The following is a 25,299-nucleotide window of genomic DNA, read 5'->3' as shown; positions in this document are numbered from 1 at the left end:
GATCCGACGCTAGGCACCGAGAACCGAGCGCAGGGGAGTTCTTTCGAGGACGTAAGGATCTCGGATCCGCATCCCGGGGCGGGGATAGCCTCGGTGCATGGAGACGCCGGGAACCTCTGTGCCCCGGGTGGCGCTCGTCGAGGACGATCCCACCGTGCGGGTGGCGGTCGAGCGCTACCTCGGCGCGAACGGCTACCTCGTCGACGCGTTCGGCGACGGGGTGTCGGCGCAGCGCGCGGTGCGCGCGGATCCGCCCGACGTGCTCATCGTCGACCGCATGCTGCCGGGGATCAGCGGGGACGAGCTGGCGCGCGACGTGAGGGCCCGCTCGGCGGTGCCGATCATCATGCTGACCGCGCTCGGCGAGGTCGAGCAGCGCATCGCCGGGCTGGAGAACGGCGCCGACGACTACCTCGTGAAGCCCTTCGCGCTGCGCGAGCTGCTGCTGCGGGTGGACGCGCTGCTGCGCCGCTCCCGTGCCGCGGCAGCCCCGACCCGGGAGATCGTGCGTGGCGCCTTCCGGCTGGATCCCGCCCGCAGACGCGTGCACGTGCGCGGAGACGAGGTGCTGCTCGCCGCGCGCGAGTACGAACTGCTCGCGTACCTCGTGCAGCACGACGGCGAGGTGCTCTCGAGGGACGACATCCTGCGCGAGGTCTGGGGCTGGTCCTTCGGCGAAGGGTCGACGGTCACGGTGCACGTGCGGCGGCTGCGCGAGAAGATCGAGCGCGATCCGCGTCGGCCTGCGCATCTGCTCACCGAGTGGGGTGCGGGGTACCGGTTCTCGGCCGACGGATCCGGAGCATGACGATGATGCCGCTCGGCGCGCTGGATGTGCTGCTCATCGTGCTGACCGCGCTGGGATGCGCCGCGGTCGTGACGCTCGTCGCCGTGCTGGTGCTGCGTCGCGCGCGGGGTGCGGGGCTCACATTCCGGCTGGTCGTGGTCGGAGCCGCCTCGGTGCTCGCCCTCGCGACCGGCGTGCTCGCGATCTCCGCAGAGATGTACCTCTCGGTGCACGACTTCACGGTGCTGGTGTGGGTGCTCGGCGCCGCCCTGCTGTGCGCGCTCGCGACGGCGTGGATCACCGCGAGAGCGGCGCGCAGCTCGGTGCAGGAGCTCACGGCCGCGGTGCGCCGGGTCGGCGACGGCGACGTCGTCGACGGCGGGGCGAGCGGCTGGCGCGAGTTCGACGACCTCTCTGCCGAGCTCGCCGAGGTCTCCGCGAAGCTCAGCGATGCGCGCGCCGAACTGGAGCGACTCGACTCCGACCGCCGCCGGTTCCTCGCGTGGATCTCGCACGACCTGCGCACGCCGCTCACCGCGATCCGCGCGCTCGCGGAGTCCGCCGAGGCGGGTCTCGCGGACCCGGCCGCTCTGCCCGGCCAGGTGCGAGCACAGGCCGACACCCTGGGGCGGATGGTGGACGACCTGTTCGAGCTCTCGCGCATCACGTCCGGCAGCCTCCGACTGCGCACGGAGCAGGTCGAACTGCTCGACGTGGTCTCCGACGCGGTCGCCGACGTCAGCGCCGCCGCCGGGCAGCACGGTGTGCGGATCGTGCAGCAGGGGATCGAGGGGCATGTGCTGTGGGCCGATCCGCATCAGCTCACGCGCGTGATCGTCAACCTGCTCACGAACGCGGTGCGTCATGCACCGGACGCATCCGAGATCCTCGTCTTCGCGGAGTCGCCGTCGCCGCACCGGCTCGTGCTCGCCGTGCTCGATCACGGCAGCGGCGTGGCCGTGGAGGATCTGGACCGCATGTTCGAGGTCGGCTGGCGCTCGGATCCGTCCCGCAGCGCCGGCGCCGCGCCCGACGCGGTCGCCTCGGGTGCGGGCCTGGGCCTCGCGATCGCCCGAGGGCTCGCGCGGGCGCACGGCGGGGACGTGGTCGCCGAGCACACGGACGCCGGCTTCTGCCTGAAGGTGACGCTGCCGATGGGGGACGCGGGCGAGGTCTGAGGGTCCGGCCTTCGAGGCGTGTCCCGCCCTTTCCCTGTCCGGCCTGTCTCCTACCCGGGTGGTGCGAGGGCATCGGCGGGCGTCCGATGCAGGGCGTCGGTGGGGCCGCCCCTGGTGCGTGGCCGGAACCAGGTGCCGGCGGGGTCCCACCAGTGCGGTCCGCGTAGCTCGGGGACGCCACGGCGCATTCGGATCTGCTAGCCGGAGGTCGCGAGCGTACGGTGGTGCTGTCAGCAGAGGGCGACGCCGTTGCTGGCATGGGTGGGGCCGCCGGCGGCGTGCTCCTGGACGTGGTGGATCTCGCACCAGGTGGCGGGGGTATGGCAGCCGGGGATGAGGCATTCCCGGTCGCGGAGCACGATCGCACGGCGCTGGAGGGCGGTGAAGACACGAGCGGTGGTGCCGATCGACACGATCTGGCCGTGCTCGTCGAACAGCACCCGTTGGATGCCCCCGGCGCACGCGGTGTGTCGGGCCACGCTGAGGGGGACGTCGATGGCAGAGCCCTCGAGGAACGCCCGCCGCGAGCCGGTCGCGTAGTCCTTCGCGGTCACGGAGACGACCAGGGTGGGTGCGGCGCCGCCGAGGGCGGGCACGCCGGGCCGGCCGGCCGCGATGTTCAGGATCGCCGCGAGATTGTCGTGATCGCGTTGAGCACGAGTGCGGGTGTCGGCAGGAGCGGCCGGGCCCCCGGGGAACGGCGATGCGTCGGGCGCCTCGGTGTCGTCGACGAACCGGACCCCGGCGCGCGCCCCGTCGCCGGTGGGGTCGAGGCGGCCGGTGAGGTCGGCGGCGCTCGGGGCGGCCGGGTTGTTGAACGCGTCGAACAGCCGCTCGAGCACGGCCGCGACCTCGGGCAGCAGCCCGCCGCGGACCGGCCGCACTCCGTCGCGGAGCCGGCCGATCGTGATCCCCCGGTTGCGCTCCGCCCTGCGATCCTCGGGTTCCGCCCCGTCCGGATCGAGCGCGAGCATCAGAGCCCGCGCGTGATGCGCGAGCTCGTCCGTCGACGGCGCCGGTCCCGGGCGACCATGCTCATCGGGCAGGTCTGCTCCGCGGGCCATGGCGGCGAGGATCTCGTCGACCGCGTCCCGCATCTGCCCGTCGATCCTGTTCCCGGACCGCTCGACCGGCCCGACCGCGGCGAGCAGCCCCGTCACCGAGAGGTCCCCGTCCCTAAGGGCCCGCCCCAGCGCCTCGAACCGGGCGGCCGCGTGCTGCCCGGACGAGAGCAGCAGGTCACGCCTCACCGCGTCCGCAGCGTGCAGGTACCGGCGGGCCGTGCCGACATCCACCCGCAGAGCCCGCCGGAGCAGCTCGGTCACGTTCGCGCAGCCGGCCGCGTGCTGATCCCCGAGGAAGCGGAACCCAGATCCCGCTCGGCTGCGCGAGCAGCGACCGTCGTGATCCCCGCGTCCATCAGTCGCTGCACGCGGCCGCAGGCCTGCAGGATCCGGATCGCCTCCGCATCATCGATCCCCTCGAACTGCCCCACGACCTCGTCGGACGCGCACATGCCCCGCAACAGGTGCTCGACCTGCTCCAGAACCTCACGCGTCGTGGATGTCATACCCCCATGAAACCGCGGACCACCGACATTCCCACCCCAGATCAGGAGCAAGAACTGTTGCTGTGGAGAACTCTCTTGGACCCCCTTCTGTGCAGGACGAAGAGCGTCGGCTCCCCGAGTCCAGGAGCCGTGCACCACGGATGCTCGGCCGGGCCCTGCGCCCGGAACGCCGCTCTCGGGATCCTCCTGAGCCGGCGCGCGTTCGCCCACGGCGTCGGGCGATCCGTCGAGCTTGTCGGAGTGCCCGCATAGGCTGATCCCCATGACCGACGTTCTCCCCTCCGGCCTCGCCATCGGCGATTTCGACCCCGCGATCCGCCCCCAGGACGACCTCTACCGGCACGTCAACCACACCTTCCTCGAGAACACCGAGATCCCCGCCGACAAGGCGCGCTGGGGCTCGTTCCACCTGCTCGCGGATCAGGCGGAGAAAGACGTCCGCGCCATCATCGAGGAGGCGCAGACCGCCGACGAGGGCACCGAGGCCCGCAAGATCGGCGACCTGTTCGCGAGCTTCATGGACACCGAGCGCATCGCCGCGCTCGGCACCGCGCCGCTGAAGGAGCCGCTGGCGGCCGTCGATGCCATCACGACGATCGGCGAGTTCCTCGCGACCGTCGGGTCCCTCGACCGCCAGGGCATCGCCGCGCTCATCGGGGTCTTCGTGGAGCCGGATCCGGGCAACCCCGAGCGCTACGTGCCGTTCGCCGTGCAGGCGGGCCTCTCCTTGCCCGACGAGAGCTACTACCGCCTCGACAGCTTCGAGGGCACCCGTGCCGCCTACCGGGCGCACCTGGAGCGGATCCTCGCTCTCGCCGGCGTCACCGATGCCACGGACCAGGCCGAGCGCGCATTCGGGCTCGAGCACGAGATCGCCGGCCACCACTGGGACAACGTCGAGAGCCGCGACGCCGTCAAGACCTACAACCTGAAGACGTGGGACGAGCTGCAGGAGCTCGCCGGGGTCGACCTGGCGCCCTGGCGGGACGCGGTCGCGGGCCCGGCCGGACCCGCGGCCTTCGACGAGGTCGTCGCCTACCAGCCGAGCTTCTTCTCGGGCCTCGGATCCCTGCTCGTCGCGGACCGCCTCGACGACTGGAAGGCCTGGCTGCGGGCCAAGGTCGTGCACGGCCTCGCCGCGTACCTCACGGACGACATCGTGCAGGAGAACTTCTCGTTCTACGGCACCGAGCTCACCGGCGTGCCGACGATCCGCGAGCGCTGGAAGCGCGGCGTCTCGCTCGTCGAGGGCTCGCTCGGCGACGCGGTCGGCAAGGTCTACGTCGAGCGGCACTACCCGCCGTCCGCCCAGGCGGCGATGGACGAGCTCATCGGCAACCTGCTCGAGGCGTACCGCCAGTCGATCACGACGCTCGAGTGGATGAGCCCGGCCACGCGCGAGAAGGCGCTGGCGAAGCTCGACACCTTCACCCCGAAGATCGGCCACCCGAAGACCTGGCGCGACTACTCCGCGGTGGTCATCGACGCGGGCGACCTCGTGGGCAACGCCGGTCGCGCGGGGCGGTTCGAGCACGACCGCCAGCTCGGCAAGGTGGGCAAGCCCATCGACCGCGACGAGTGGTTCATGCCCCCGCAGATGGTGAACGCGTACTACAACCCGCTCATGAACGAGATCGTGTTCCCGGCGGCGATCCTGCAGTACCCGTTCTTCGACGCCGGCCGCGACGCCGCCGCGAACTACGGCGGGATCGGATCCGTGATCGGCCACGAGATCGGCCACGGCTTCGACGACCAGGGCAGCCGCTACGACGGAGACGGCAAGCTGCAGGACTGGTGGACGGACGAGGATCGCGCCGCCTTCGAGGAGCGCACCGCATCGCTCATCGCGCAGTACGACGCCCTCGTGCCCGAGGGGCTGGGCGCCGAGCACCACGTGAACGGCGCGCTCACGATCGGTGAGAACATCGGCGACCTCGGCGGCCTCGGCATCGCGCTCAAGGCCTACGAGATCGCGCTCGGCGGTGCCGAGGCCCCGGTCATCGACGGCTACACGGGCGTGCAGCGCCTGCTGCTGAGCTGGGGCCAGGTCTGGCAGCAGAAGAGCCGGGAGGCCGAGACGATCCGCCTGCTCACGATCGACCCGCACTCGCCGAACGAGTTCCGCTGCAACCAGATCCTTCGCAACATCGACGCGTTCTACGACGCGTTCGGGGTGGCGGAAGGCGACCGGCTGTGGCTCGCCCCCGAGGAGCGCGTCACGATCTGGTGACGCTCGTCGTTCGCGATGCCCTCGTGGGGTCGTTGAGCGAGCACGCCGGAGGCGACCGAGACGAAACGCGGCGTCCTCGACGGAACCGCGTTTCGTCTCGGTCGACCGCCGCCCGTGGGTGCGGCCCCGGGGGGATCGGCACCGGCGATCGTCACGCGGGCCCGCCGCGTTAGGCTCGCCCCATGATCCCCGCAGACTGGACCCCGCACCGCCGTGAGGACGGCGAACTGCTCGGGTGGATCCGTCCCGAGGGCGCCGATTGGCTCGCCGTCGACGTGCTCGGGCGCGAGCTCACCGGAGAGATCGACTGGCTCGACGCCGAGGCGGCGCTGGAAGAGCACGGGATCCGCTGGCTGGCTGATCCGTGGATCCTCGAGGGGGAGGGCGAGGGCCCGCTCCGCGTGCAGATCGTGGAGGTCGTCCCGGAGGGCGACGGGCGGATCACCGTCAAGGTCGACGACTTCGGCGACATGCAGCGCCCGCCGACCCGGCGCTATGCCCTGGGCTGGCCGCTGCCGTCGCGGCTGCGTCCGCTCGGCCCCGGGGATCCGGACGGCCGCACGATCGCACGCTGACCGACGCTCCGACGGTGCGCTGACGCGCCGACCGCACGCCGACCGCTCGCGCCCACCGCCACGGTCGCCCGCGCAGGTCCCGGCCCGTACCGCGCCCCGGGCCGACGGGCACTCGTCGGATCGGGGTGCGAGGATCGCGTGCCGGCGCCCGCGTCACCTCGACGGCCCTGCGTACTCCTTTCCTTTCGGGGACGGTGGCGAATCCCGCCACCGCGAACGAGAACTGGGGAGTAGCAGCATGGAACAGAAGGACAGCGCGCACGTCGCGGGCGCAGGCCTGTCGCGCCGCACGATCGTCAAGGGCGCAGCATGGTCGCTGCCCGTCATCGCGGTCGCGGTCGCCGCACCCGCCTTCGCCGCGTCGAACGGCACCGAGATCAACCCGGGCAGCACGCCCGTCCCGACGGGCGTGTGCACACCCGTCGGGAACATCCGCTTCGCGCTGACGAAGAACGGGGCCCCGGTGGCGAACCAGGCGATCATCGTCACCCTGCCGCCCGCGGCGCCCGCGGGGCAGTCCTCGTTCCACTGGAGCGACGGCACCACCGCGCCGAAGACCCTCCTGTCGGATGCCAACGGCATCGTCGACCTCACGAGCCTCATCGTCACCAGCTCCACCCCCGGCACCTACGACGTCGTCGGTCAGATCGCTCCGAACGGCCCGACGGCGAGCATCCCCGTCATGGTCTCGGGGCTGTGGATGGGCGCCCTGACCCAGGGCTACGGCGGTACCGGGATCCACGCGGTCTTCACCAGCACTCCGGCGGATCCCGGCAACCCGGGCACTCCCGACTACTTCTCCTACTGCGTCGAGCACGACGTTCCGGCGAAGTCGGACATGGCGGCGACGGCCGGCGGCCTCGGCACCTACCTGGGCAGTAACTACCTCACGGGCAGTGCCGACATCTACAGCAAGGTGCTCTGGATCATCCAGAACAGCTACCCGGGGATCACCCTCAGCGCGTTCTCCGCGGCCGTGGCGGCATGGGCGCCCGGCGCGGGACACCCGTTCACCGCCCCGCTGAGCGCCGACGACGCGATCGAGGCCACCCAGTACGCGATCTGGCGGTACACCGACCTCACCTTCGACGCGGCGTGGAACTTCGAGACGCCGAACTCGGAGGCCGCTTACTGGTACCTCCTCGCCCAGATCAACGCGGGGCAGCGCGGTACGCAGAGCGGGACGACCGGACTGATCACCTCGGAGGCGAAGTCCGTGTGCAGCACGCCCACGGGTGGCGACCACGCGCAGTCGCAGATCCTGGTCGTCCCGGCCTGATCGCCCACAGGACCGTCCGTCTCGGCGCCGTCCGGAGCATCGCCCGGACGGCGCCGAGGGTGCGTCGCTCCGTGCACTCGAGACCCGGACGGCCGCACGATCTCCCGCTGGGGCCGGATCCGACCCGTCCGCGGCGGGAATAGGATCCGTCACGTCGGGCGTTCGCGAATCGTATGAAGGTTCTTCTCACCGGCGCGACCGGATACATCGGCTCCTCCGTCCTCTCCCGTCTCCTCGCCGAAGGACATGAGGTGACCGCGCTCGTGCGCGACGCCGCCAAGGCCCGCACCGTCGAAGAGGCCGGCGCCATCGGCCTCGTCGGCGACGTGACCGATGCCGCGCTCGTGGCGGAGGCCGCGTCCGCCGCCGACGGCGTCGTGCACACGGCCTCCACCCCCGAGGGCGACGCGGCGTTCATCGACGCCGTGCTCGGCGCGCTCGAGGGCAGCGGCAAGCCGTTCGTGCACACCGGCGGGATCTGGAGCTACGGCGCGGGGAGCGACATCACCGAGGAGAGCCCCCTGGACCGTCCGGCCCTGACGGCCTGGCGCGGGGCAGGCGAGGACCGCGTCCTCGGTGCGACCGGGGTGCGCGGCGTCGTCGTCGCACCGGCGCTGGTGTACGGCCGCGGCGGCGGGCTGGTCCGGCTCCTCACCGATGAGACCGACGGGGGAGTGCGTCTGATCGGAGACGGCAGCCAGCACTGGACGACCGTCGACGTGGATGACCTGGCGGCCGTGTACGTGCTCGCGCTGGAGAAGGGGCGCGCCGGAGCGACCTACATCGGCGCCTCGGGCCAGAACCCCACGGTCCGCGAGCTCGGAGAGGCCATCGCCGCCGGATACGACGTGGCCGAGGGCGTCCGGCCCGAGAGCGCCGCAGACACCCGTGCCCGGCTCGGCGAGGCGTTCGCCGACGCGCTGCTGCTCGACGAGCAGGCGTCCGGCGCCACGGCGCGCGCCGAGCTCGGCTGGGAGCCGGTCGCACGGCCTCTCGTCGAGCAGCTCGCCGCCGGCGAGTATCTCGGCGACAGCGTCGCCGCACGCTGAACCCCGTGAGTTCCCGTCGCAGAAGATGTCGCCGTCACCGGCCCGGAACGATGTCTTCTGCGACGGGAACGGATCCCGCTCGCGTCAGCGCACGCCCTTCATGAGCGCGAGCACCGGCTTCGCGCAGACCAGCAGGCCGACGCCGACGAGGATCGCGATGCCGCCGAGGATCGAGAAGTACGGCACCTCGTTCTTCGGGTCGTAGTAGGTGACCAGCCAGCCCGAGATCGCGGTGCCGAGCGAGACGGACAGGAAGAACAGGGCGACCATCTGCGTGTGGAAGGCCGCGGGTGCGAGCTTCGTCGCCGCCGACAGCCCGATCGGGGAGAGCAGCAGCTCCGCCACGGTGAACACGAACAGGATCCCGATGATCGCGAGCAGCGGGGTCGAGTTCGCCGGGCCGTTCGCGAACGGCAGGAACAGCAGGAACGCGGCGCCCATGACCGCCGCGCCCAGGGCGAACTTCACCGGCGTCGACGGCTGGCGGGAGCCGAGCTTGGTCCAGATCGCGGCGAACACCCCCGAGAGCACGATGATGAAGATCGGGTTGATCGACTGCACCCACGAGACCGGCATCGTGAAGCCGAACAGGTCGCGGTTCAGGCGGGCGTCGGAGTACACGGTCAGCACGGTGAACTGCTGCTGGTACAGGGACCAGAACGCCACGCTCGTGATGAACAGCGGCAGGAATCCCCACACCCGCGAGCGCTCGGTGGCATCGATGCGGCGACTCGTCAGGATCACGGCGAAGTACGCGATCGCCGCGACGGTCGCCGCGATGATCACCACGGTGGCGAGGTTGTCGGCGCGGATCACGCCCGTGAGCACCAGCACGACGAGCACGACGATCGCGGCGATCGCGAGGAGCACCGCCGTGACGTACTTGTTCCGCGGCAGCGGGTTCGCGACCCGGCGCGCCGGGGCGGGCAGCGCCCGCCGGCCGAACGAGTACTGCACGAGCCCGGCGGCCATGCCGACCGCCGCGATGCCGAAGCCGACGTGGAAGCCGAGCGTCGACTGCAGCAGACCGGTGACGATCGGGCCGAAGAACCCGCCGAGGTTGATGCCGAGGTAGAACAGGGAGAAGCCGGCGTCGCGGCGCGGATCCTCCGCCGAGTAGAGCGTGCCGACCACCGAGGTGGCGTTCGCCTTGAGCCCGCCGGATCCGACCGCGACGAGGATGAGGCCCACGGCCACGCCGGCGGCACCCGGCAGCAGCGCGAGGGCGATGTGGCCGGCCATGATCACGATCGCGCTGTAGAAGAGGGTGCGCTCGGACCCCAGGATCCGATCCGCGACCCAGGCGCCGAGGATCGTCGACAGGTACACCGACCCGCCGTAGGCGCCGACGATGCCGCCGGCGACGGCCTTGTCGAGCCCGAGTCCGCCGTCGGTGACCGAGTAGTACAGGTAGATCAGCAGGATCCCCTGCATGCCGTAGAAGCTGAAGCGCTCCCACATCTCCACGCCGAACAGGTGCGCGAGAGCCCAGGGCTGCCCGAAGAATCGGGTGTCGCGCTCGCGGTGCTCGTCGGTCTCCGGTGCGGTGCTCATCATTCCAGGGTAGGCCGCGCGGGCGCTGACCGCGGAAACGCCCGGGGTCAGCTCTCCGTGCCGAGCACGAACGCCCCGGTCTCGCCGGGGTTCATCGCGATCTCCCAGCGGAAGCCGTCCGGATCGGCGAAGTAGCCCGAATAGCCGCCCCAGTCCCGACGCTGCGCGGGCATGACCGAAGCGCCGAGCGCCGCAGCCTCCGCGAGCACCGCGTCGACCTCGGCCTCGGTGGCGAGGTTGTGCGCGAGCGTGAGCGGTGCGATGCCGGGCGCGGGCGGTGCGCCGATCTCGGCCGTGAACCCTTCGACGCTCCAGAGGGAGAGGATCATCCGCTCCGCGACCGGGAGCATGAGCACCTCGTCGGCTTCGAAGATCGGCTGCCAGCCCAGGCCGTCCACGTAGAAGGCCCTGCTGCGGGCCACGTCGGCGACGGCCAGGGTGATGAAGCTCACTCGCTGTTCCATGCCCGTCAGAGTGGCACCGGCCTCCGACGTTCGCGGTGGTGCGGGGCGACCGAGGAGTCCGCCACGAACCGGTACCGATCGAGATGGTGAGTGGTACCGTCCTCCCATGGCGATGAATCTGAGATTGCGCCCCGAGGCGGCGGCGGCTCTCAAGGCCGAGTCGGCGCGCACCGGCCTCAGTCAGCAGGAGATCCTGCGCGAAGCGGTGGATGAACGGCTGGGAATCGTGAAACCCAGGGCGACGCGCCTGCCCGACTGGGTGGATCCACCCCGCGAGCCGTTTCGCGATGTTCGACCCCGGATCACGTTGCCGGCGGGTGCGACGATCATCGGCCTCCTGGATGAGCTTCGGGAAGACCGATTGTGAGGGTGCTCTACTTCGACAGCAGTGCGCTTCTGAAGCGCGTTCTCGCCGAGGCGGAGTCCGAGCACCTGGCCGACGCCATGCTGCGGGAGGGGGACGCGGGCTCGACGCTCGTCACATCGAGGCTGGCCGAAGTCGAGGTCGCGCGTGCTCTGCAGGTCTACGAGGGAGACCTCCCGGCAGGGCTCCTGTCGGCGGATGCCTTGTCCGGAGTCGCGATCGCGCCGCTGCACGACGCGGTGCTCGCCTTCGCGCGGACGATCGGACCGCGACGCCTGCGCTCGCTCGACGCCCTCCATCTCGCGACCGCGGTCGCGCTCGGGGCGCATGAACTGTGGACCTACGATGAACGGCTCACGCGGGGGGCAGAGCAGGTCGGCATCCGCGTTTCCGCCCCCGGCCGCGTGCCGTCCTGACGGTGCGGTCGGGCGCGCAGGCGGGGGTCAGCGGCTCGCGCGTGCTTGCAGGCCCTCACGGGGATCCTGTGCGCCGATAGGATTGGAGCGCGCCTCATCGTGCGCAATTCCCCGCATCATCGCGACCATTGGAGCCACCGTGGCCGAACAGTCCCGTCTTGACAAGGTCATCGCCCTCGCCCGCCACCGCGGGTTCGTCTTCCAAGCGGGTGAGATCTACGGCGGTTCGCGCTCGGCCTGGGACTACGGACCCCTCGGCACTGAGCTCAAGGAGAACATCCGCCGCCAGTGGTGGCAGACGTTCGTGCGCGGACGCGGCGACATGGTCGGCCTGGATTCCTCGATCATCCTGCCGAAGCGCGTGTGGGAGGCCTCGGGTCACGTCGCCACCTTCACGGATCCGCTCGTCGAGTGCCTGCAGTGCCACAAGCGCTTCCGCGCCGACACCCTCATCGAGGACTTCGAGGCCCGCAAGGGGCGCACGGCCGAGAACGGCCTGGCCGACGTGCCGTGCCCGAACTGCGGCACCAAGGGCCAGTACACCGAGCCCAAGGCGTTCTCCGGACTGGTGAAGACCTACCTCGGCGTGGTCGACGACGAATCGGGCGTGTACTTCCTGCGCCCGGAGACCGCGCAGGGCATCTTCGTGAACTTCTCGAACGTGCTCACCGCGAGCCGCAAGAAGCCGCCGTTCGGCATCGGCCAGGTGGGCAAGGCGTTCCGCAACGAGATCACGCCCGGCAACTTCATCTTCCGCACCCGCGAGTTCGAGCAGATGGAGATCGAGTATTTCGTGCCGCCCGCCGAGGCGCAGGAGTGGTTCGAGCACTGGGTGAAGGAGTGCTGGGACTGGTTCATCGACCTCGGGATCAACCCCGAGAACATGCGCCAGTTCGACGTGCCAGAGGAGGACCGGGCGCACTACTCCGCCGGCACGATCGACGTCGAGTACCGCTTCGGCTTCGCGGGCAAGGAGTGGGGCGAGCTCATGGGCGTCGCCAACCGCACCGACTTCGACCTGTCCAACCACAGCGAGGCCTCCGGCTCGTCGCTGACCTACTTCGACCAGGCCTCGGGCGAGAAGTACACCCCGTACGTGATCGAGCCCTCGTTCGGCCTCACCCGATCGATGATGGCCTTCCTCGTCGACGCCTACGTCGAGGAGGAGGTGCCCAACGCCAAGGGCGGATCCGACGTGCGCACGGTGCTGAAGCTCGACCCGCGCCTGGCCCCGGTCAAGGTCGCCGTGCTGCCGCTGAGCCGCAACGAGCGCCTCTCGCCGCTCGCCCGGGAGGTCGCCGACACGCTGCGCGGCCACTGGGCGATCGACTTCGACGACGCCGGCGCGATCGGGCGCCGCTACCGTCGCCAGGACGAGATCGGCACCCCGTTCTGCGTCACGATCGACTTCGACTCCCTCGAGGACGACGCCGTGACGGTGCGCGACCGCGACACCATGGCGCAGGAGCGCGTGCCGCTCGCCGAGCTCGACGCCTACCTGTCGGAGCGCCTCAAGGGCGCCTGAGCATGTCGTCGCCGATGCCCTCGCCGGAGCTCCCGGCGGGGGCATCGGCGCACCCGGGGCGTGCCGCCGTCATCGTCATCGCGGCCGGGGTCGCGCTCGTGCTGGGGTGCGCGATCGCCGCATTCGCCCTGCGCGGCGTGGAAGACCAGCAATCCGCGCGGCTGATGGTCCTCGGCGGCGTCCCCGCCGCGCTCGTCGCCGCGGTCGTGACGGCCCTCGCCCTGACCGGGATGCCCCTGTCGCTCCGCACGGCGTGCGGGGGCGCCGGGGCGGTCATCGCGGCCGCGGGGATCCCGTGCGGGGCGGCTGTCGCCCTTCCCGACGGGCGCGGCGAGGGGCTGGGCTCCGGGCTGCTGATCGGGCTGCTCTTCGTGCCGCTGGCCCTGCTTCTCGGGATCCTCGTGGGGATGATCGTGCTGTGGCCGGTGGCGGTGCTGCTGCTGGCGCTGACGCGACGCGGCGATCGTGCGCCGCGCACGATCCTCACCATGGTCCTGCTGCTTCTCGTCGCCGTCTCCGGCGTGACGGCGACCCTCGCACTCGACACCCACGGCTGGGCGCCGAGCCGGGGTTCCGGCGCGGCGATGTTCGCCGTGGTGTTCGGCCTGCCGAGCGACGCGGTCACCGTGAGGTCGGAGCCGATGCTCTGGGTCACACGCGCGCTCGTCGCGCTCATGGCGGCGTGCGTCGTCGCGTTCTTCCGCGTCGAGCGTCGCGAGGAGCGCGAGGCCCGCGGGCGGACCCGCATGCGCCGTGCCGTCACGCGGAAGGGCCGCGACCCACGCAGGTGAGTCGCGGCCCTTCCGTGCCGGGACGGCGGGGAGTCAGAAGTCCTCGCCCTCGGCCTGCGAGGGGTGCTTCTCAAACCAGACGGGGCGGCCGATGTGCAGCAGCGCGTCGGTGTCGAAGAGATCGGGGTCGCGTTCCATGCGCTTGCTCCTTTGCGTACGAGTGGGGGCTTGGATCCAGCCTCGCCGACGCCGGCCGGCGCCACTGCGCGATGCGAGGTGAAAGAACCTCTGTTCCTTCGCACTGTGCAAGGATCCGCGGGTTCCGGGTGTGCAGCGTGATCCTCCCCCCGAGAACATCGTCAGCGGCTCAGCGGCTCAGCGGCTCAGCGGCTCAGCGGCTCAGCGGCTCAGCGGCTCAGCGGCTCAGCGGCGCCTCCGCGTCCAGGCCGGCGAGCTTGCCCGGGTTCGCGACCGAGAACACCCGGGTGATCCGGCCGTCCTCGACGGCGAAGCTCACCGCGGCCGCGAGGTCGTCGCCGACCCGGATCCCCGCGGCGAGCATGCCGTTCACGCGCAGCGGCACTACGCTGTACGCGACGTCGAGCTTCGCGATGCTGCCCCGCAGGAACGCGATCACCCGGTCGGCGCCGTGCAGCGGCCGGCGCGCGGCGTGCCGGACGAGTCCGCCGCTGTCGGTGACCGACACCACGTCGGGCGCCAGCACGTCCATGAGGTCCTGCACGTCGCCCGAGTTCATCACCGCGATGAAGCGCTCCACCACCAGGTCGTGCTCGGTGGCGTCGACGGGCACACGAGGGCGCCGGGCGGCGACGTGGTCGCGCGCGCGGTGCGCGATCTGACGCACCGCCGCCGGGGTCTTGCCGACGGCGTCCGCGATCTCGTCGAACGGCACGTCGAACACCTCGCGCAGCACGAACACCGCCCGCTCGGTCGGGCCGAGAGTCTCGAGCACCGTCAGCATCGCGACCGACACGCTCTCGGCGAGGACCACGTCGTCGGCCACGTCCGCGGCCGTCAGCAGCGGCTCCGGCAACCACGGGCCGACGTACTCCTCGCGCCGCCGGGAGACCGACCGGAGCAGGTTCAGCGCCTGCCGGGTGACGATCCGCACGAGGTACGCCCGCGGATCCTGGATCCGGTCGCGGTCCACCCCGTCCCAGCGCAGCCACGACTCCTGCAGCACGTCCTCGGCATCGGCCGCGGATCCGAGGATCTCGTACGCGACGGTGAAGAGCAGGCCGCGGTGGGTGACGAACGGGTCCTCGGGCTCGGCCGCCGGCGCGCTGCTCATGCCTGCGACGCTACGCCGGTCGCGGCAGACGCCAGAGGCGCCAGGCCGCAGGCGTCCGCGAACCCGTCGGAGTGGATACCGAGAGCGATGTTCGTCCGGGCGGTGGCGTTGAGGTACCCGACCTTGGCGGCGAGCTCGAGCAGCGCGGGGGCGCCGATCTCGGCCAGCAGGGCGTCGGAGAGTTCGTCGGTCACCGCCGGCGGGGTCTGGCTCATCGCCTCGGCGTACTCCATCACCAGGCGCTCCAGGCGGGTGAACCGGGTCGAGTCGCGCCAGATCGGCACCTCGCGGGCCTTGTCCTCGTCGAGTCCCCGGTCGTGCGCCATGAAGTAGTGCAGGTCGAGGCAGAAGCTGCAGCCGACGGTCGCGGCGGCGGCCATGGTCGCCAGCGTCGAAAGGCCGAGGTCGAGCTCGTGCCACTTCTCGGTCTTGCCCCCGAAGCTCATCATGTCCATCATCACGGGCCGGTGCTGCCACATCACCCCGAGCGAGTCGGGCACGAGGCCGAGCTTGCGGCGCGCCACGGCCTTCACCACGGCGCCGAACGGGCCGGTCACCTCGACGGCGGGGATCCTGGTCGTGCTGCTCATGATCTGCTCCTTCTGCGACGCGCGTCTCGCGTCTTCGGACATGGAGACACCGGCCGGGCCCGAAGTGTGACATCCGGTCCGCCGGATCCTTCGTGCCACGATGGATCCGTGGACACGACGACCTTCAGAGCGACCGACGGCTTCCCGCACACGGCCCTGGTCGGCGTCACCGGCCCCGAGCGGACGCTCGCGGTGCAGGGGGATCCGCAAGCCGTCCTTCCGCTCGCCTCGGTGACCAAGCCGCTCACGGCCTGGGGTGCCCTGGTCGCCGTCGATCGCGGCCTGGTGGATCTCGACGAGCCGGCCGGGCCCGCGGGGGCGACCGTGCGGAACCTGCTCGACCACACCAGCGGCCTGCCGATGGAGGGCGAGGGGCCGCTGAAGGCTCCGGGGGAGCGCCGCATCTACTCGAACGCCGGATTCGATGCGCTCGCCGCGCACATCGCCGACGCCGTGGGCATGGAGTTCGCGGACTGGATGCTGCGCGAGGTCACCCTGCCGCTCGGGATGGACCGGACCGACGTGACCGGTCGCCCCTCGGCCGGAGCCCTCGCCTCGATCGAGGATCTGCTGATCTTCGGTCGCGAGGTGCTGCGCCCCACGCTGATCCCCGCGGCGCTGCGCGATCTCGCGCTCACCGTCTCGCACCCCGGGTTGCGGGGGATCGTGCCCGGCTACGGCTCCTACCCGGACAACCAGTGGGGCCTCGGGTTCGAGCTCAAGGATTCCAAGTCGCCGCACTGGATGAGCGACACGCTGCCGCCGGAGACCGCCGGCCACTTCGGGGCGCTGGGCAGCTTCCTGCTCATCGACCGGTCCCGCGATGTCGCGGCGGCCTTCCTCTCCGGCGTGCCCTTCGGGGAGGAGCACAAGCGGATCTGGCCCGCGCTCACCGATGAGATCGTCGCGCGTTACGGACGCTGATCAGGATCCCGCGTCAGGATCCTGCGACGGCCCTGGCGTAGCGCTCCGACAGCAGCCGCAGCCGGGGGATCAGCTCGGGCGGGGACTCGACCGTGAAGTCCATCATCAGCATCCCGATGTACGCGGCGACCGTGTCGAGACTGTCGGCGCCGGTCACCAGGACGCAGTGGTCGGCGTCGATCGGCTCCACCACGCCCACGGTGGGATTGATCCGGTCGAGCACGGCCTGCGCCGGGGCGTCGATGCGCAGCCGGGCGTGCACGGCCCAGCCGCTCGCGGCGATCGTGCGCATCGCGAAAGCCGTGTAGTCGCCGCCCGGGAGCGGCTGCGGATCGAACCTGCGCCGGGTCGGCATGCGGAGCGACATCCAGTCCACCCGGTAGGTGTGCCACGAGCCGGAACCGGGATCGCGGGCGACGAGGTGCCAGCGCCGTTGCCAGCTGAGCAGACGGTAAGGCTCGACGAGCACGGGTGCGTCCCGGTAGTCGAAGCGCAGCCATTCCGTGTCGCGGATCGCCGCGGCAGCGGCGGCGAGCACGGCCGGATCCACTTCGGGATCGGGCGCGTCGGTGTCCACGTTCTCCTGGCCGCGGTCGATCGTCGAACCCAGTGCGTCGACGAGTGGGCGCAGACGCGAGGGCAGCACCTGCTCGATCTTGGCGAGCGCTCTGGCACCCGCCTCCTCGACCCCGGTAACCCCCGCCGCCATCTGCAGGCCGACGGTCACCGCGACCGCCTCCTCGTCGTCCAGCAGCAGCGGGGGCAGCCGCCCTCCGGCGCCGAGGCGGTATCCGCCCACGGATCCGCGGACGGCGTCGACCGGGTAGCCGAGTTCCCGGAGCCGTTCGATGTCGGCGCGCACGGTGCGCGGACTCACGCCGAGTCGGGTCGCGAGCTCGGCGCCGGTGCGGCCGGAGCCCGTCTGCAGCAGCGAGAGCAGGGCGAGGAGGCGTGCAGAGGGGCTTGTCATCGGATCCTCGAAGAAGCGCTTTCATTAGGAACGAATCCATCCTAATCGGCTCCTAGTGTCGAAGACATGAACAGCACCGCAGCCTTCGCCCCCCGCCCCTTCACCGTCTCCGTCTCCGATGCCGAGGTCGCCGACCTGCAGGACCGCCTGGCCCGGACCCGCCTGCCGCAGCCGGCGCCCGCCGACGACTGGACCACCGGCACCCCGAACGACTACCTCCGTGAGGCGCTCGCCGCCTGGCGCTCCTTCGACTGGCGCGCCGCCGAGGCGCGCATCAACGCGTTCCCGCACTTCGTCGCCGGGATCGACGGCCAGGACATCCACTTCATCCACGTCCGCTCCGCGCACGAGGGCGCCACGCCCCTGCTGCTGCTGCACACCTACCCCGGATCCTCGGTCGACTACCTCGACGTGATCGACCGCCTCGTCGACCCGGTCGCGCACGGAGGACGTGCCGAGGACGCCTTCGACGTCGTCATCCCGGACGCGCCCGGTTACGGCTTCTCGCAGCCCGTGGCCGAGAGCGGGTGGACGACCGCGCGGGTCGCCCGGGCCTACGACGCGCTCATGCGGGGTCTCGGCTACGAGAGCTACGGCGTGCACGGATCCGACAACGGCGCGATGGTCGCACGCGAGCTCGGCCTGCTCGACCCGGAGGGCTTCCTCGGCCTGCACGTGCTGCAGCTGTTCTCGTTCTCCTCGGGGGATCCGAGCGAGTTCGAGCGGCTCGAGCCGGCGGACTACGCGGGACTCGAGCACATGCAGTGGTTCCAGTCGGTCGGGGGCTACAACACGATGAACGCCTCCCGTCCGCAGACGGTCGCGGTCGGGCTCAGCGACTCGCCGATCGGCCTGCTGGCCTACAGCGAACTGTTCAACAGCTTCGGCAACGGCACCTCGCTCGTGCCGCTGGAGAAGATCCTGCTGGAGGTCAGCGTGAACTGGTTCGCGAACGCGGCGGCCGGGATGAGCCGCAGCTACTTCGACAACGCGCAGACGCAGGACGATCCGCAGGTCAACCACGCGCGCACGGGCGTCGCGGTCTTCAAGGACGACTTCCAGACCATCCGCGTCTTCGCCGAGCGCGACAACGACAACATCGTGCACTGGAGCCGCTTCGACGAGGGCGGGCACTTCGCGGCGCTCGAGCGCCCCGACCTGCTCGCCGGCGACATCCGCGCATTCTTCGCCGCAGCCATCGAGGACTGAGCCGGCGGGCTGAGCGGCTGGGCCGGTGGTCCGCGATGCCGGACCACCGGCCCAGCCGCGGTCGGAGGGTAGGGTCGGGGCATGGTCACCGTCGATCTCGGATCCGCCGGCCGGCAGCGTCGTCGCACGTGGGTCCTCGGCGGAGCGCTGCTGACCGCATCGGCGACCGCCATGCTCGCCGCGCTAGGGCGGCTCAGCGTGCTGATCCCCGTCGTCGACCCGCTCTTCGCGCTGGGCGCGCTCGTGCTGGCGGTCGGGATCGGCCGGGCGGGCAGCGTGACCGCGCGCCGACCGCTCGGCACCGGGGCCGTCATCGGGCTGGTCGTGGTCATGGTCGGTCAGCGTCTGATCTACTCGGCGTTCGCTTCGCCCTCGGTCCAGGAGGTTCCGTTGCAGAACTCCGCATCCCCTCTCGAGCTCGTGTTCCCGGTTGTCCAGTCCGCGATGCTGCTGCTCGCCATCACCGCCGTCGTACAGATCGGCCGGACCGCCGTCGTACCCCGGCCCTGGAACTGGGCGCCGCTCTGGGCGCTGATCGCCGTCGTCCTCGCACGGGCGCTGCCGACCGCGCCGTTCTGGTCGCCGCTGCTCAGCTCGGGCGAGAACGTGGCCCCGCTCTTCCAGGCGTTCGACGTGCTCATGCTGTTCAATCCACTCGCGGTCGCGTTCCTCGGCGTCGTCGCGATCGTGCTGGGCACGCGCGCCGAGCAGGGATCCGTCGCGGTGTACTCGTCGTCGACGCCATGACCTCCCTGCGTCGTGACTCCGTGACGCGCTGCCCCGGTGGCGCCCCGACGCCGTAGCGCCCCGACGCGCATCGCGCTGTGCCGGGGGTTCGCGGTGCGGATCCGTCATCGTGTTGCGGCCGGCGACCCCCGCCCGAACCCGGCGGGGTAGCCTCTGATTCGGGCCGGATCCGGTCCGTCCGTCCGCCACCCGAAGGAGATCCGTCATGGCCGAGGTCGAGAGCTTCACCCTGGACCACACCGCCGTCAAGGCCCCGTACGTGCGTCTGATCGGCGTCGAGCAGGGCCCGCGGGGCGACGAGATCTCCAACTTCGACGTGCGCTTCGTGCAGCCGAACGAGGGCGAGATCCCGACGGCGGCACTGCACACGATCGAGCACACCCTCGCCTCGCTGCTGCGGGATCGCGTCGACGGCGTCATCGACATCTCGCCGTTCGGCTGCCGCACCGGGTTCCACCTGATCACCTGGGGGCGCCCCGAGATCCCGGCGCTCGTCGAGGCGATCTCGGACAGCCTGCGCTTCATCGCAGAGAAGGCCGAGTGGAGCGATGTTCCCGGCGTGAGCGCGATCGAGTGCGGCAACTACCGCGACCACAGCCTGCACGGAGCGCGCGAATGGTCGGCGCGGATCCTCGAGCAGGGGATCAGCCGCGACGCGTTCACCCGCGTGCTGGTCTGAGCCGCTCCTTGGCTTGAGCCGCTCCGCGGCTTGAGCCGCTCCGCCGCCGGTTGGGGGTAGCGCCACCGCCGGTCGGGGTCAGCGTCACCGCACAATTCAGGCTGGACCCTCCGTCTCTCCCGTGAATCCGGCCTTCCCGGAGGAGTACGCGACGTCCAGCCTGAATTGTGCGGACGGGGCCCGTCAGGCCCGGGCGATGCGGAGCGTCCGCACCTCGAAGGGGCGCAGCGACAGCGCCTCGCCGGTGCGCGGCGACTCCAGCTCGTCCTCGATGAGCGACACCTCGCGGATCCCGGCGTGCGGGAAGCCGACCGACAGGGATCCGGTCGCGCGCCGGCCGAGCGCCTCGTAGACGCGCACGACGACGTCGCCGGAGCGGTCGTCGGCGAGCTTCACGCTCGACACGACGATGCCCTCGCCGGACACGGAGACCAGCGGCTCGACCTCGTTCGCGCCGCGCACGACGGTCGCCGGCGCGTTCAGCGCGATGCCCTCGGCCGTCGCGATCGCGGCGTCGGCGCCGATCACCAGGCCCACCTGGATCTCGTGCCGGCCGTGGTCGGTGTCGGGGTCGGGGAAGCGCGGGGCGCGCAGCAGCGACAGCCGCACCGTCGTGGTGACGTCGTCGCCGTCCACGTCGCGCGCGGTGTCGAAGCCGTAGATCGAGTCGTTCACGAGCGCGGCGCCGAAGCCGCCGTCCTCCTGCACGAGCACGAAGCGGTGCATCGAGGTCTCGAACTTCGCGGCCTCCCAGCTCGTGTTCACGTGCGTGACCCGGCGCTGGAAGCCGAACTGCGTCTCGGCGGCCGTCTCCCGGGCGAACACGTCCAGCGGGAACGCGAGCTTGAGCAGCTTCTCCGTCTCGTGCCAGTCGATCTCGTTGCGCAGCAGCACCGTGCGGGATCCGGGGCGCAGCGTGATCGTCTGCCGCAGGGACGACTCCGAGAACGGCCGCTCGACCACGATCGTCGCCGTGCCGTCCTCGACCGACGCCGAGATCGACGACACCGCGGTGAGATCGTCCACGCGGTTGCGGTAGTACTTGTCGATGTCCCAGGCGTCCCACATGTTCGGGAAGTCCTGGTGCAGCTGGAACAGGTTGGCCGGCTTCCCCGCGGGGATCGTCTCACGGCCCGAGGCCTTGTCCAGGGCGGAGACGATGAGGCCCTCGGGGGAGACCGTGACGACGACGAGGTCGTTCTCCAGGCGGAAGCCGTCCGCGGACTCGGCGAGCGAGACGGGGGCGCTCTCCTCCGGGGTCGTCGAGCGAGCACCGCCGAAGGCGGCGCGAGACGAGAGGCCGCGCTCCGTCGAGGCACCGCGTTCCGTCTCGCTGCGCTCGCTCGACGACCCCGTGGGGACCGACGTCGGCGTGAAGACGAGCTCCACGTCCCCCTCGCCCGCGAGCGCCGTGCGCGCGGCCGCGGACAGGGCGCGGGCCTCGTCGAGCACGCCGGACAGCACCGACACCGCCTCGCGGTGCACCCACGCGATCGACGTCCCCGGCAGGATGTCGTGGAACTCGTGCAGCAGCACGGTCTGCCAGAGCCGGTCCAGCTCGTCGTGCGGGTACGCGGAGCCGAGGCGCACCGCCGCGGTCGACGCCCACAGCTCGGCCTCGATGAGCGCCTGCTCGGCCCAGCGGTGCAGCGCCTTCGTGGCGTGCTGGCTGGTGAGCGTGCCGCGGTGCAGCTCCAGATAGAGCTCGCCGACCCACACGGCCGGGTCCGGGAGCTCCGCCTTGGCGGCGTCGAAGAAGTCGTCGGGATGGATCCACTCGACCTGGGCGGATCCCTCCAGCGAGGCGAGGCGGGCGGCCTTGCCGGTCATCTCGCGGGTCGTCCCGCCGCCGCCGTCGCCCCAGCCGACCGGGGCGATCGACCGGGTCGCGACGCGGTTCTCCTTGAACTGCCGCGAGGCCTTGGCGACCTCCATGCCGCTCAGCTGCGAGTTGTAGGTGTCCATCGGCGGGAAGTGCGTGAAGATCCGCGAGCCGTCGATGCCCTCCCAGTCGAAGCTGTGGTGCGGGAACACGTTGCGCTGGTTCCAGGAGATCTTCTGCGTGAAGAACCACTCGAAGCCGGCTCGGCGCAGGAGCTGCGGCAGGGCGGGGGAGTAGCCGAAGCTGTCCGGCAGCCAGACGCCCTTCGAGCGGATCCCGAACTCGCGCTCGAAGAAGCGCTGCCCGTGCGAGAACTGGCGCACCAGCGACTCGCCGGTCGGCATCACGGTGTCGGACTCGACCCACATGCCGCCGAGCGGCAGGAAGCGGCCCTCGGCGACGGCGGCCTTGATCCGCGTGTAGACCTCGGGGCGGTGCTCCTTCATCCAGGCGTACTGCTGGGCGCTGGACATGCCGTAGCGGAACTGCGGCTGCTCCTCGAGCAGGGTCGTCATCGACGAGGTGGTGCGGGCGACCTTGCGCACCGTCTCGCGCAGCGGCCACAGCCAGGCCGAGTCGATGTGCGCGTGCCCGATCGCGGCGATGCGGTGCGCGCTCGCATCGGCGGGGGCGGCGAGCACGTCGGCCAGCTGCGCCCTGGCGTCGCCCGCGGTCGCGACGATGCGTTGCAGGTCCAGCACGTCGAGGGCGTCGTCGAGCGCCTGCAGGATCCGCATGCGGCGCGGGCTGGTCTCGGGCAGCTCGGCCTGGAGCTCGAGCAGCACCTCGAGGTCGAGCGAGAGCTCGAACACCTCTGGCTCGAAGACCGCGAGGTCCATGTGCCGCACGCGGTAGAGCGGATCCGGAGAGGAGGTGAGGATGTCGCCCTCCTGCGTGGGCAGGAAGGGGTGGTAGTCGAGGAGCACCGGGTTCGAGGCGCCCTCGAGGAACAGCTCGACCGCCTCCTCGCCCTCGGCGCGCTCCGTGATCGGCAGCCACTGGTTGCGCGGGTTGAGGCTCTTCACCGGGACCGGCTCGCCCTCGGGGCCGGTGCGGTAGGCGAGCGCCTCGCACTGGAAGCCGGTCATGTTGATGTCGAAGCCGAGGTCGACGAGCGCCTCCACACGACGGCCCGCCCACTCGGCGGGCACGGAGCCGCGGAGGCGGAACCACGTGGTGCCCCAGGCCGGTCCCCACTGCTGTCCGGCGGCGAACGGCGCGTACTCCAGCGCCAGTCCTTCGGCGGCGGTGATCGGCTCCCCCGGAAGGGCGTGCGCGGCGATCTCCAGCGGCACGCGGGCGGAGTGGACGGCGGGGCGCACCCGCTCGGCGAGCACGCGGGTGACGCGGCCGACGGTGAGCGAGGTCTCTTCGTGCACGGGGGTGCTCCTTCGCGGTGCGAGAATGTGGGAACGCCGGGGGAAATCGTGTTCCCCGGGATCCACTAAAACGATCTAGTACGGTGAGTCTATGTCACAGGCGAAGCGCATCACCATCGCCGATATCGCCCGGCTCGCCGGCGTGTCCCCCGGGGCCGTCTCCTTCGCGCTGAACGGCCGACCGGGCGTCAGCGAGCAGACCCGGCAGCGCATCCTCGAGATCGCCGAGCAGCACCAGTGGCAGCCGAGCTCCGCGGCCCGCGCCCTGGTCGGATCCCGTGCCGGCGTCGTCGGCTTCGCCGTGAACCGCCCCGCGCGCACGCTGGGCACCGAGGCGTTCTTCACCGACCTCATCGCCGGCGTGCAGTCGGCGCTCGCGCTGCACGGCATCGCGCTCCAGCTCGTGGTGGTGTCCTCGATCGACGAGGAGATGGCGACCTACCGGCGCTGGCGCAGCGCCAATCAGGTCGACGGCGTGATCGTGATCGACCCGCGCGACGACGACCCCCGCTTGGAGCTGCTGCCCTCCCTCCCGCTGCCGGCCGTGGTGATCGGCAGCGGCGACACCTCGGGGGATCCCCCGGCGATCTGGCTCGACGACGAGGCCGCGGCGCACGCCCTGTTCGACTACCTCGCCGCGCTCGGGCACCGCGAGATCGCGTATGTGTCCGGGCCCGCCGAGTTCCAGCACACCCGCATCCGCTCGGATGTGCTGACAGCCCTCGCGCAGCGCGAGGTGGTGGGGGAGACCCTCGTCACCGACTTCTCGCCCGCCGCGGCGACGAGCGCGACGCGGACGCTGCTGAGCCGCGCCGCCCGGCCGAGCGCGATCGTGTACGACAACGACGTGATGGCGATCGCGGGACTCCGCGTCGCCCAGGAGATGGGGGTCGCCGTGCCGCAGGGCCTGTCGGTGGCGTCCTTCGACGACTCCGTCGTGACCGGGCTCGTGCACCCGTCGATCACCTGTCTCACCCGCGACACCTTCGCCCTCGGCGAGCAGGCCGCGGCGTTCCTGCTGGAGCGGATCGGATCCACGGAGCCGCTGCCGTCGCGGCGGGGGCCGACGCCGGCGCTCACCATCCGCGAGAGCACCGCCGCGCCGTCGCGCTGAGCGACTCTCACGGGGCGCGTCCCGGCGCGTTCGATAGAGTGCTCTGGGCCGACGAGAGGACTCGCAGATGACGCCGGAGACCGTGAAGAAGCACCAGGACTACAACCCGGGGCCGCGCGTGGGGATCACCTTCTCCACCTTCGACCTGCTGCACGCGGGGCACATCATGATGCTCGCCGAGGCGAAGAGGCAGTGCGACTACCTCATCTGCGGTCTGCAGATGGATCCCACCCTGGACCGGCCGGAGAAGAACGCTCCCACGCAGACCGTGGTCGAGCGCTACATCCAGCTGCGCGGCTGCGAGTACGTCGACGAGATCGTGCCCTACTCGACCGAGCAGGATCTGGAGGACATCCTCCGCTCGTTCAAGCTCGACGTGCGCATCGTCGGCGACGAGTACGAGGACCGCGACTTCACCGGGCGCACCTACTGCGAGGAGGCGGGGATCGAGCTGTACTTCAACAGCCGCGACCACCGCTTCTCCAGCTCCGGACTGCGCAAGATCGTGGCGGCCAAGGAGGCCGAGCGCGAGGCGCGCGCCTGACCCGACGCCGCGGCTGACCCGACGGCGCGCCTGACCCGAGGCCGCGCGCCGTTCTGCAGGGAGCACGCGCCGTTCTGCAGGTGCGATCGGCGGGCGAGCACGCCTCAGGCCCGTGATTCCGCGGGATCCGAGTGCCGCGGTGCCCGCTCGTCCTGCATATTGACGGGGCTCCCTGCACAACGGGCGACGTCGCGCGCGCACCGCGCGCACCGCGCGCACGGGGCGGG

Annotated in this window: 24 protein-coding genes; 16 read left to right on the top strand and 8 right to left on the bottom strand. The window is 71.3% G+C overall.

What is annotated here, in order from left to right; genetic code table 11:
• Positions 1-97 precede the first annotated feature (97 nt).
• Positions 98-808, top strand: a complete 711-nt coding sequence (locus tag WFJ01_RS01250) for a response regulator transcription factor (protein WP_336627972.1) — start codon at positions 98-100, stop codon at positions 806-808.
• Positions 805-1,965 (top strand): sensor histidine kinase, encoded by a 1,161-nt coding sequence (locus WFJ01_RS01245; RefSeq protein ID WP_336627971.1) that lies wholly within the window; start codon positions 805-807, stop codon positions 1,963-1,965. Before WFJ01_RS01250 ends, WFJ01_RS01245 begins: the two co-directional genes overlap by 4 nt.
• Before the next feature lie 230 nt (positions 1,966-2,195).
• Here the strand turns inward: WFJ01_RS01245 and WFJ01_RS01240 are convergent, their stop codons facing one another.
• Both WFJ01_RS01240 and WFJ01_RS01235 read right to left on the bottom strand, forming a co-directional pair.
• Entirely contained in the window at positions 2,196-3,290 is a 1,095-nt protein-coding gene (locus WFJ01_RS01240; protein WP_336627970.1) for an HNH endonuclease signature motif containing protein, read from the bottom strand.
• The gene (locus WFJ01_RS01235) at positions 3,287-3,535 is read right to left on the bottom strand and encodes a hypothetical protein (protein WP_292883202.1); all 249 of its coding nucleotides are present in this window, start codon (positions 3,533-3,535) and stop codon (positions 3,287-3,289) included. The genes WFJ01_RS01240 and WFJ01_RS01235 overlap by 4 nt, the downstream gene beginning before the upstream one ends.
• A 262-nt stretch (positions 3,536-3,797) precedes the next feature.
• Here WFJ01_RS01235 and WFJ01_RS01230 point away from each other — a divergent pair, with 262 nt between their 5' ends.
• The 4 genes from WFJ01_RS01230 to WFJ01_RS01215 all read left to right on the top strand — a co-directional run bounded on the left by WFJ01_RS01230 (position 3,798) and on the right by WFJ01_RS01215 (position 8,668).
• On the top strand, positions 3,798-5,765 hold the full coding sequence (locus WFJ01_RS01230) for a M13 family metallopeptidase (RefSeq protein ID WP_292883204.1): 1,968 nt from the start codon (positions 3,798-3,800) through the stop codon (positions 5,763-5,765).
• A 182-nt stretch (positions 5,766-5,947) separates the two neighbouring features.
• Positions 5,948-6,340 carry a hypothetical protein gene (locus tag WFJ01_RS01225; protein WP_251442908.1) on the top strand — a complete coding sequence of 131 codons (393 nt, stop codon included), beginning with the start codon at positions 5,948-5,950 and terminating at the stop codon, positions 6,338-6,340.
• 238 nt (positions 6,341-6,578) lie between these two features.
• Complete coding sequence (locus WFJ01_RS01220) at positions 6,579-7,619, top strand: thioester domain-containing protein (RefSeq protein WP_336627969.1); 1,041 nt, start codon at positions 6,579-6,581, stop codon at positions 7,617-7,619.
• 173 nt (positions 7,620-7,792) lie between these two features.
• Positions 7,793-8,668, top strand: coding sequence for an NAD-dependent epimerase/dehydratase family protein (locus tag WFJ01_RS01215; protein WP_336627968.1), 876 nt, complete (start codon positions 7,793-7,795; stop codon positions 8,666-8,668).
• Between the two features lie 84 nt (positions 8,669-8,752).
• Here the strand turns inward: WFJ01_RS01215 and WFJ01_RS01210 are convergent, their stop codons facing one another.
• Positions 8,753-10,222, bottom strand: coding sequence for a peptide MFS transporter (locus tag WFJ01_RS01210; protein ID WP_442928024.1), 1,470 nt, complete (start codon positions 10,220-10,222; stop codon positions 8,753-8,755).
• A gap of 47 nt (positions 10,223-10,269) precedes the next feature.
• On the bottom strand, positions 10,270-10,686 hold the full coding sequence (locus tag WFJ01_RS01205) for a VOC family protein (RefSeq protein WP_251442896.1): 417 nt from the start codon (positions 10,684-10,686) through the stop codon (positions 10,270-10,272).
• Positions 10,687-10,792: 106 nt separating this feature from the next.
• Between WFJ01_RS01205 and WFJ01_RS01200 the strand changes: the two genes are divergently transcribed.
• From WFJ01_RS01200 to WFJ01_RS01185, 4 genes are all read left to right on the top strand, one after another.
• Positions 10,793-11,053: a ribbon-helix-helix protein, CopG family gene (locus tag WFJ01_RS01200; RefSeq protein ID WP_251442893.1), complete on the top strand. Its 261-nt coding sequence runs from the start codon at positions 10,793-10,795 to the stop codon at positions 11,051-11,053.
• On the top strand, positions 11,050-11,466 hold the full coding sequence (locus WFJ01_RS01195) for a type II toxin-antitoxin system VapC family toxin (RefSeq protein WP_336627966.1): 417 nt from the start codon (positions 11,050-11,052) through the stop codon (positions 11,464-11,466). Before WFJ01_RS01200 ends, WFJ01_RS01195 begins: the two co-directional genes overlap by 4 nt.
• Positions 11,467-11,605: 139 nt before the next feature.
• On the top strand, positions 11,606-12,991 hold the full coding sequence (locus WFJ01_RS01190) for a glycine--tRNA ligase (RefSeq protein WP_251442887.1): 1,386 nt from the start codon (positions 11,606-11,608) through the stop codon (positions 12,989-12,991).
• 14 nt (positions 12,992-13,005) lie between these two features.
• Positions 13,006-13,782 (top strand): hypothetical protein, encoded by a 777-nt coding sequence (locus tag WFJ01_RS01185; protein ID WP_336627965.1) that lies wholly within the window; start codon positions 13,006-13,008, stop codon positions 13,780-13,782.
• A gap of 355 nt (positions 13,783-14,137) precedes the next feature.
• Here WFJ01_RS01185 and WFJ01_RS01180 read toward each other — a convergent pair whose 3' ends face one another.
• Positions 14,138-15,034, bottom strand: coding sequence for an RNA polymerase sigma-70 factor (locus tag WFJ01_RS01180; protein ID WP_336627964.1), 897 nt, complete (start codon positions 15,032-15,034; stop codon positions 14,138-14,140).
• Entirely contained in the window at positions 15,031-15,624 is a 594-nt protein-coding gene (locus tag WFJ01_RS01175; RefSeq protein ID WP_336627963.1) for a carboxymuconolactone decarboxylase family protein, read from the bottom strand. The genes WFJ01_RS01180 and WFJ01_RS01175 overlap by 4 nt, the downstream gene beginning before the upstream one ends.
• Before the next feature lie 108 nt (positions 15,625-15,732).
• Between WFJ01_RS01175 and WFJ01_RS01170 the strand changes: the two genes are divergently transcribed.
• Positions 15,733-16,548, top strand: coding sequence for a serine hydrolase domain-containing protein (locus WFJ01_RS01170; protein ID WP_336627962.1), 816 nt, complete (start codon positions 15,733-15,735; stop codon positions 16,546-16,548).
• A gap of 13 nt (positions 16,549-16,561) precedes the next feature.
• Here the strand turns inward: WFJ01_RS01170 and WFJ01_RS01165 are convergent, their stop codons facing one another.
• On the bottom strand, positions 16,562-17,518 hold the full coding sequence (locus tag WFJ01_RS01165) for a helix-turn-helix transcriptional regulator (RefSeq protein ID WP_336627961.1): 957 nt from the start codon (positions 17,516-17,518) through the stop codon (positions 16,562-16,564).
• A 66-nt stretch (positions 17,519-17,584) separates the two neighbouring features.
• Here WFJ01_RS01165 and WFJ01_RS01160 point away from each other — a divergent pair, with 66 nt between their 5' ends.
• From WFJ01_RS01160 to WFJ01_RS01150, 3 genes are all read left to right on the top strand, one after another.
• Positions 17,585-18,727, top strand: a complete 1,143-nt coding sequence (locus WFJ01_RS01160; RefSeq protein WP_336627960.1) for an epoxide hydrolase family protein — start codon at positions 17,585-17,587, stop codon at positions 18,725-18,727.
• Positions 18,728-18,808: 81 nt separating this feature from the next.
• Positions 18,809-19,474, top strand: coding sequence for a hypothetical protein (locus tag WFJ01_RS01155; protein ID WP_336627959.1), 666 nt, complete (start codon positions 18,809-18,811; stop codon positions 19,472-19,474).
• 205 nt (positions 19,475-19,679) lie between these two features.
• Complete coding sequence (locus tag WFJ01_RS01150) at positions 19,680-20,153, top strand: S-ribosylhomocysteine lyase (RefSeq protein WP_251442805.1); 474 nt, start codon at positions 19,680-19,682, stop codon at positions 20,151-20,153.
• A gap of 183 nt (positions 20,154-20,336) precedes the next feature.
• Here WFJ01_RS01150 and WFJ01_RS01145 read toward each other — a convergent pair whose 3' ends face one another.
• Positions 20,337-23,414, bottom strand: a complete 3,078-nt coding sequence (locus tag WFJ01_RS01145; protein ID WP_336627958.1) for an alpha-mannosidase — start codon at positions 23,412-23,414, stop codon at positions 20,337-20,339.
• A 91-nt stretch (positions 23,415-23,505) separates the two neighbouring features.
• On the opposite strand from WFJ01_RS01145, the gene WFJ01_RS01140 reads away from it, so the two are divergent.
• Positions 23,506-24,528 (top strand): LacI family DNA-binding transcriptional regulator, encoded by a 1,023-nt coding sequence (locus tag WFJ01_RS01140; RefSeq protein ID WP_336627957.1) that lies wholly within the window; start codon positions 23,506-23,508, stop codon positions 24,526-24,528.
• A 67-nt stretch (positions 24,529-24,595) separates the two neighbouring features.
• The gene (locus WFJ01_RS01135; protein WP_251442799.1) at positions 24,596-25,072 is read left to right on the top strand and encodes an adenylyltransferase/cytidyltransferase family protein; all 477 of its coding nucleotides are present in this window, start codon (positions 24,596-24,598) and stop codon (positions 25,070-25,072) included.
• Positions 25,073-25,299 lie beyond the last annotated feature (227 nt).

The organism is Microbacterium sp. MMO-35 (genome assembly GCF_037147555.1).
Classification (GTDB): Bacteria; Actinomycetota; Actinomycetes; order Actinomycetales; family Microbacteriaceae; genus Microbacterium.
This window is presented reverse-complemented; position numbering and strand designations above follow the sequence as displayed.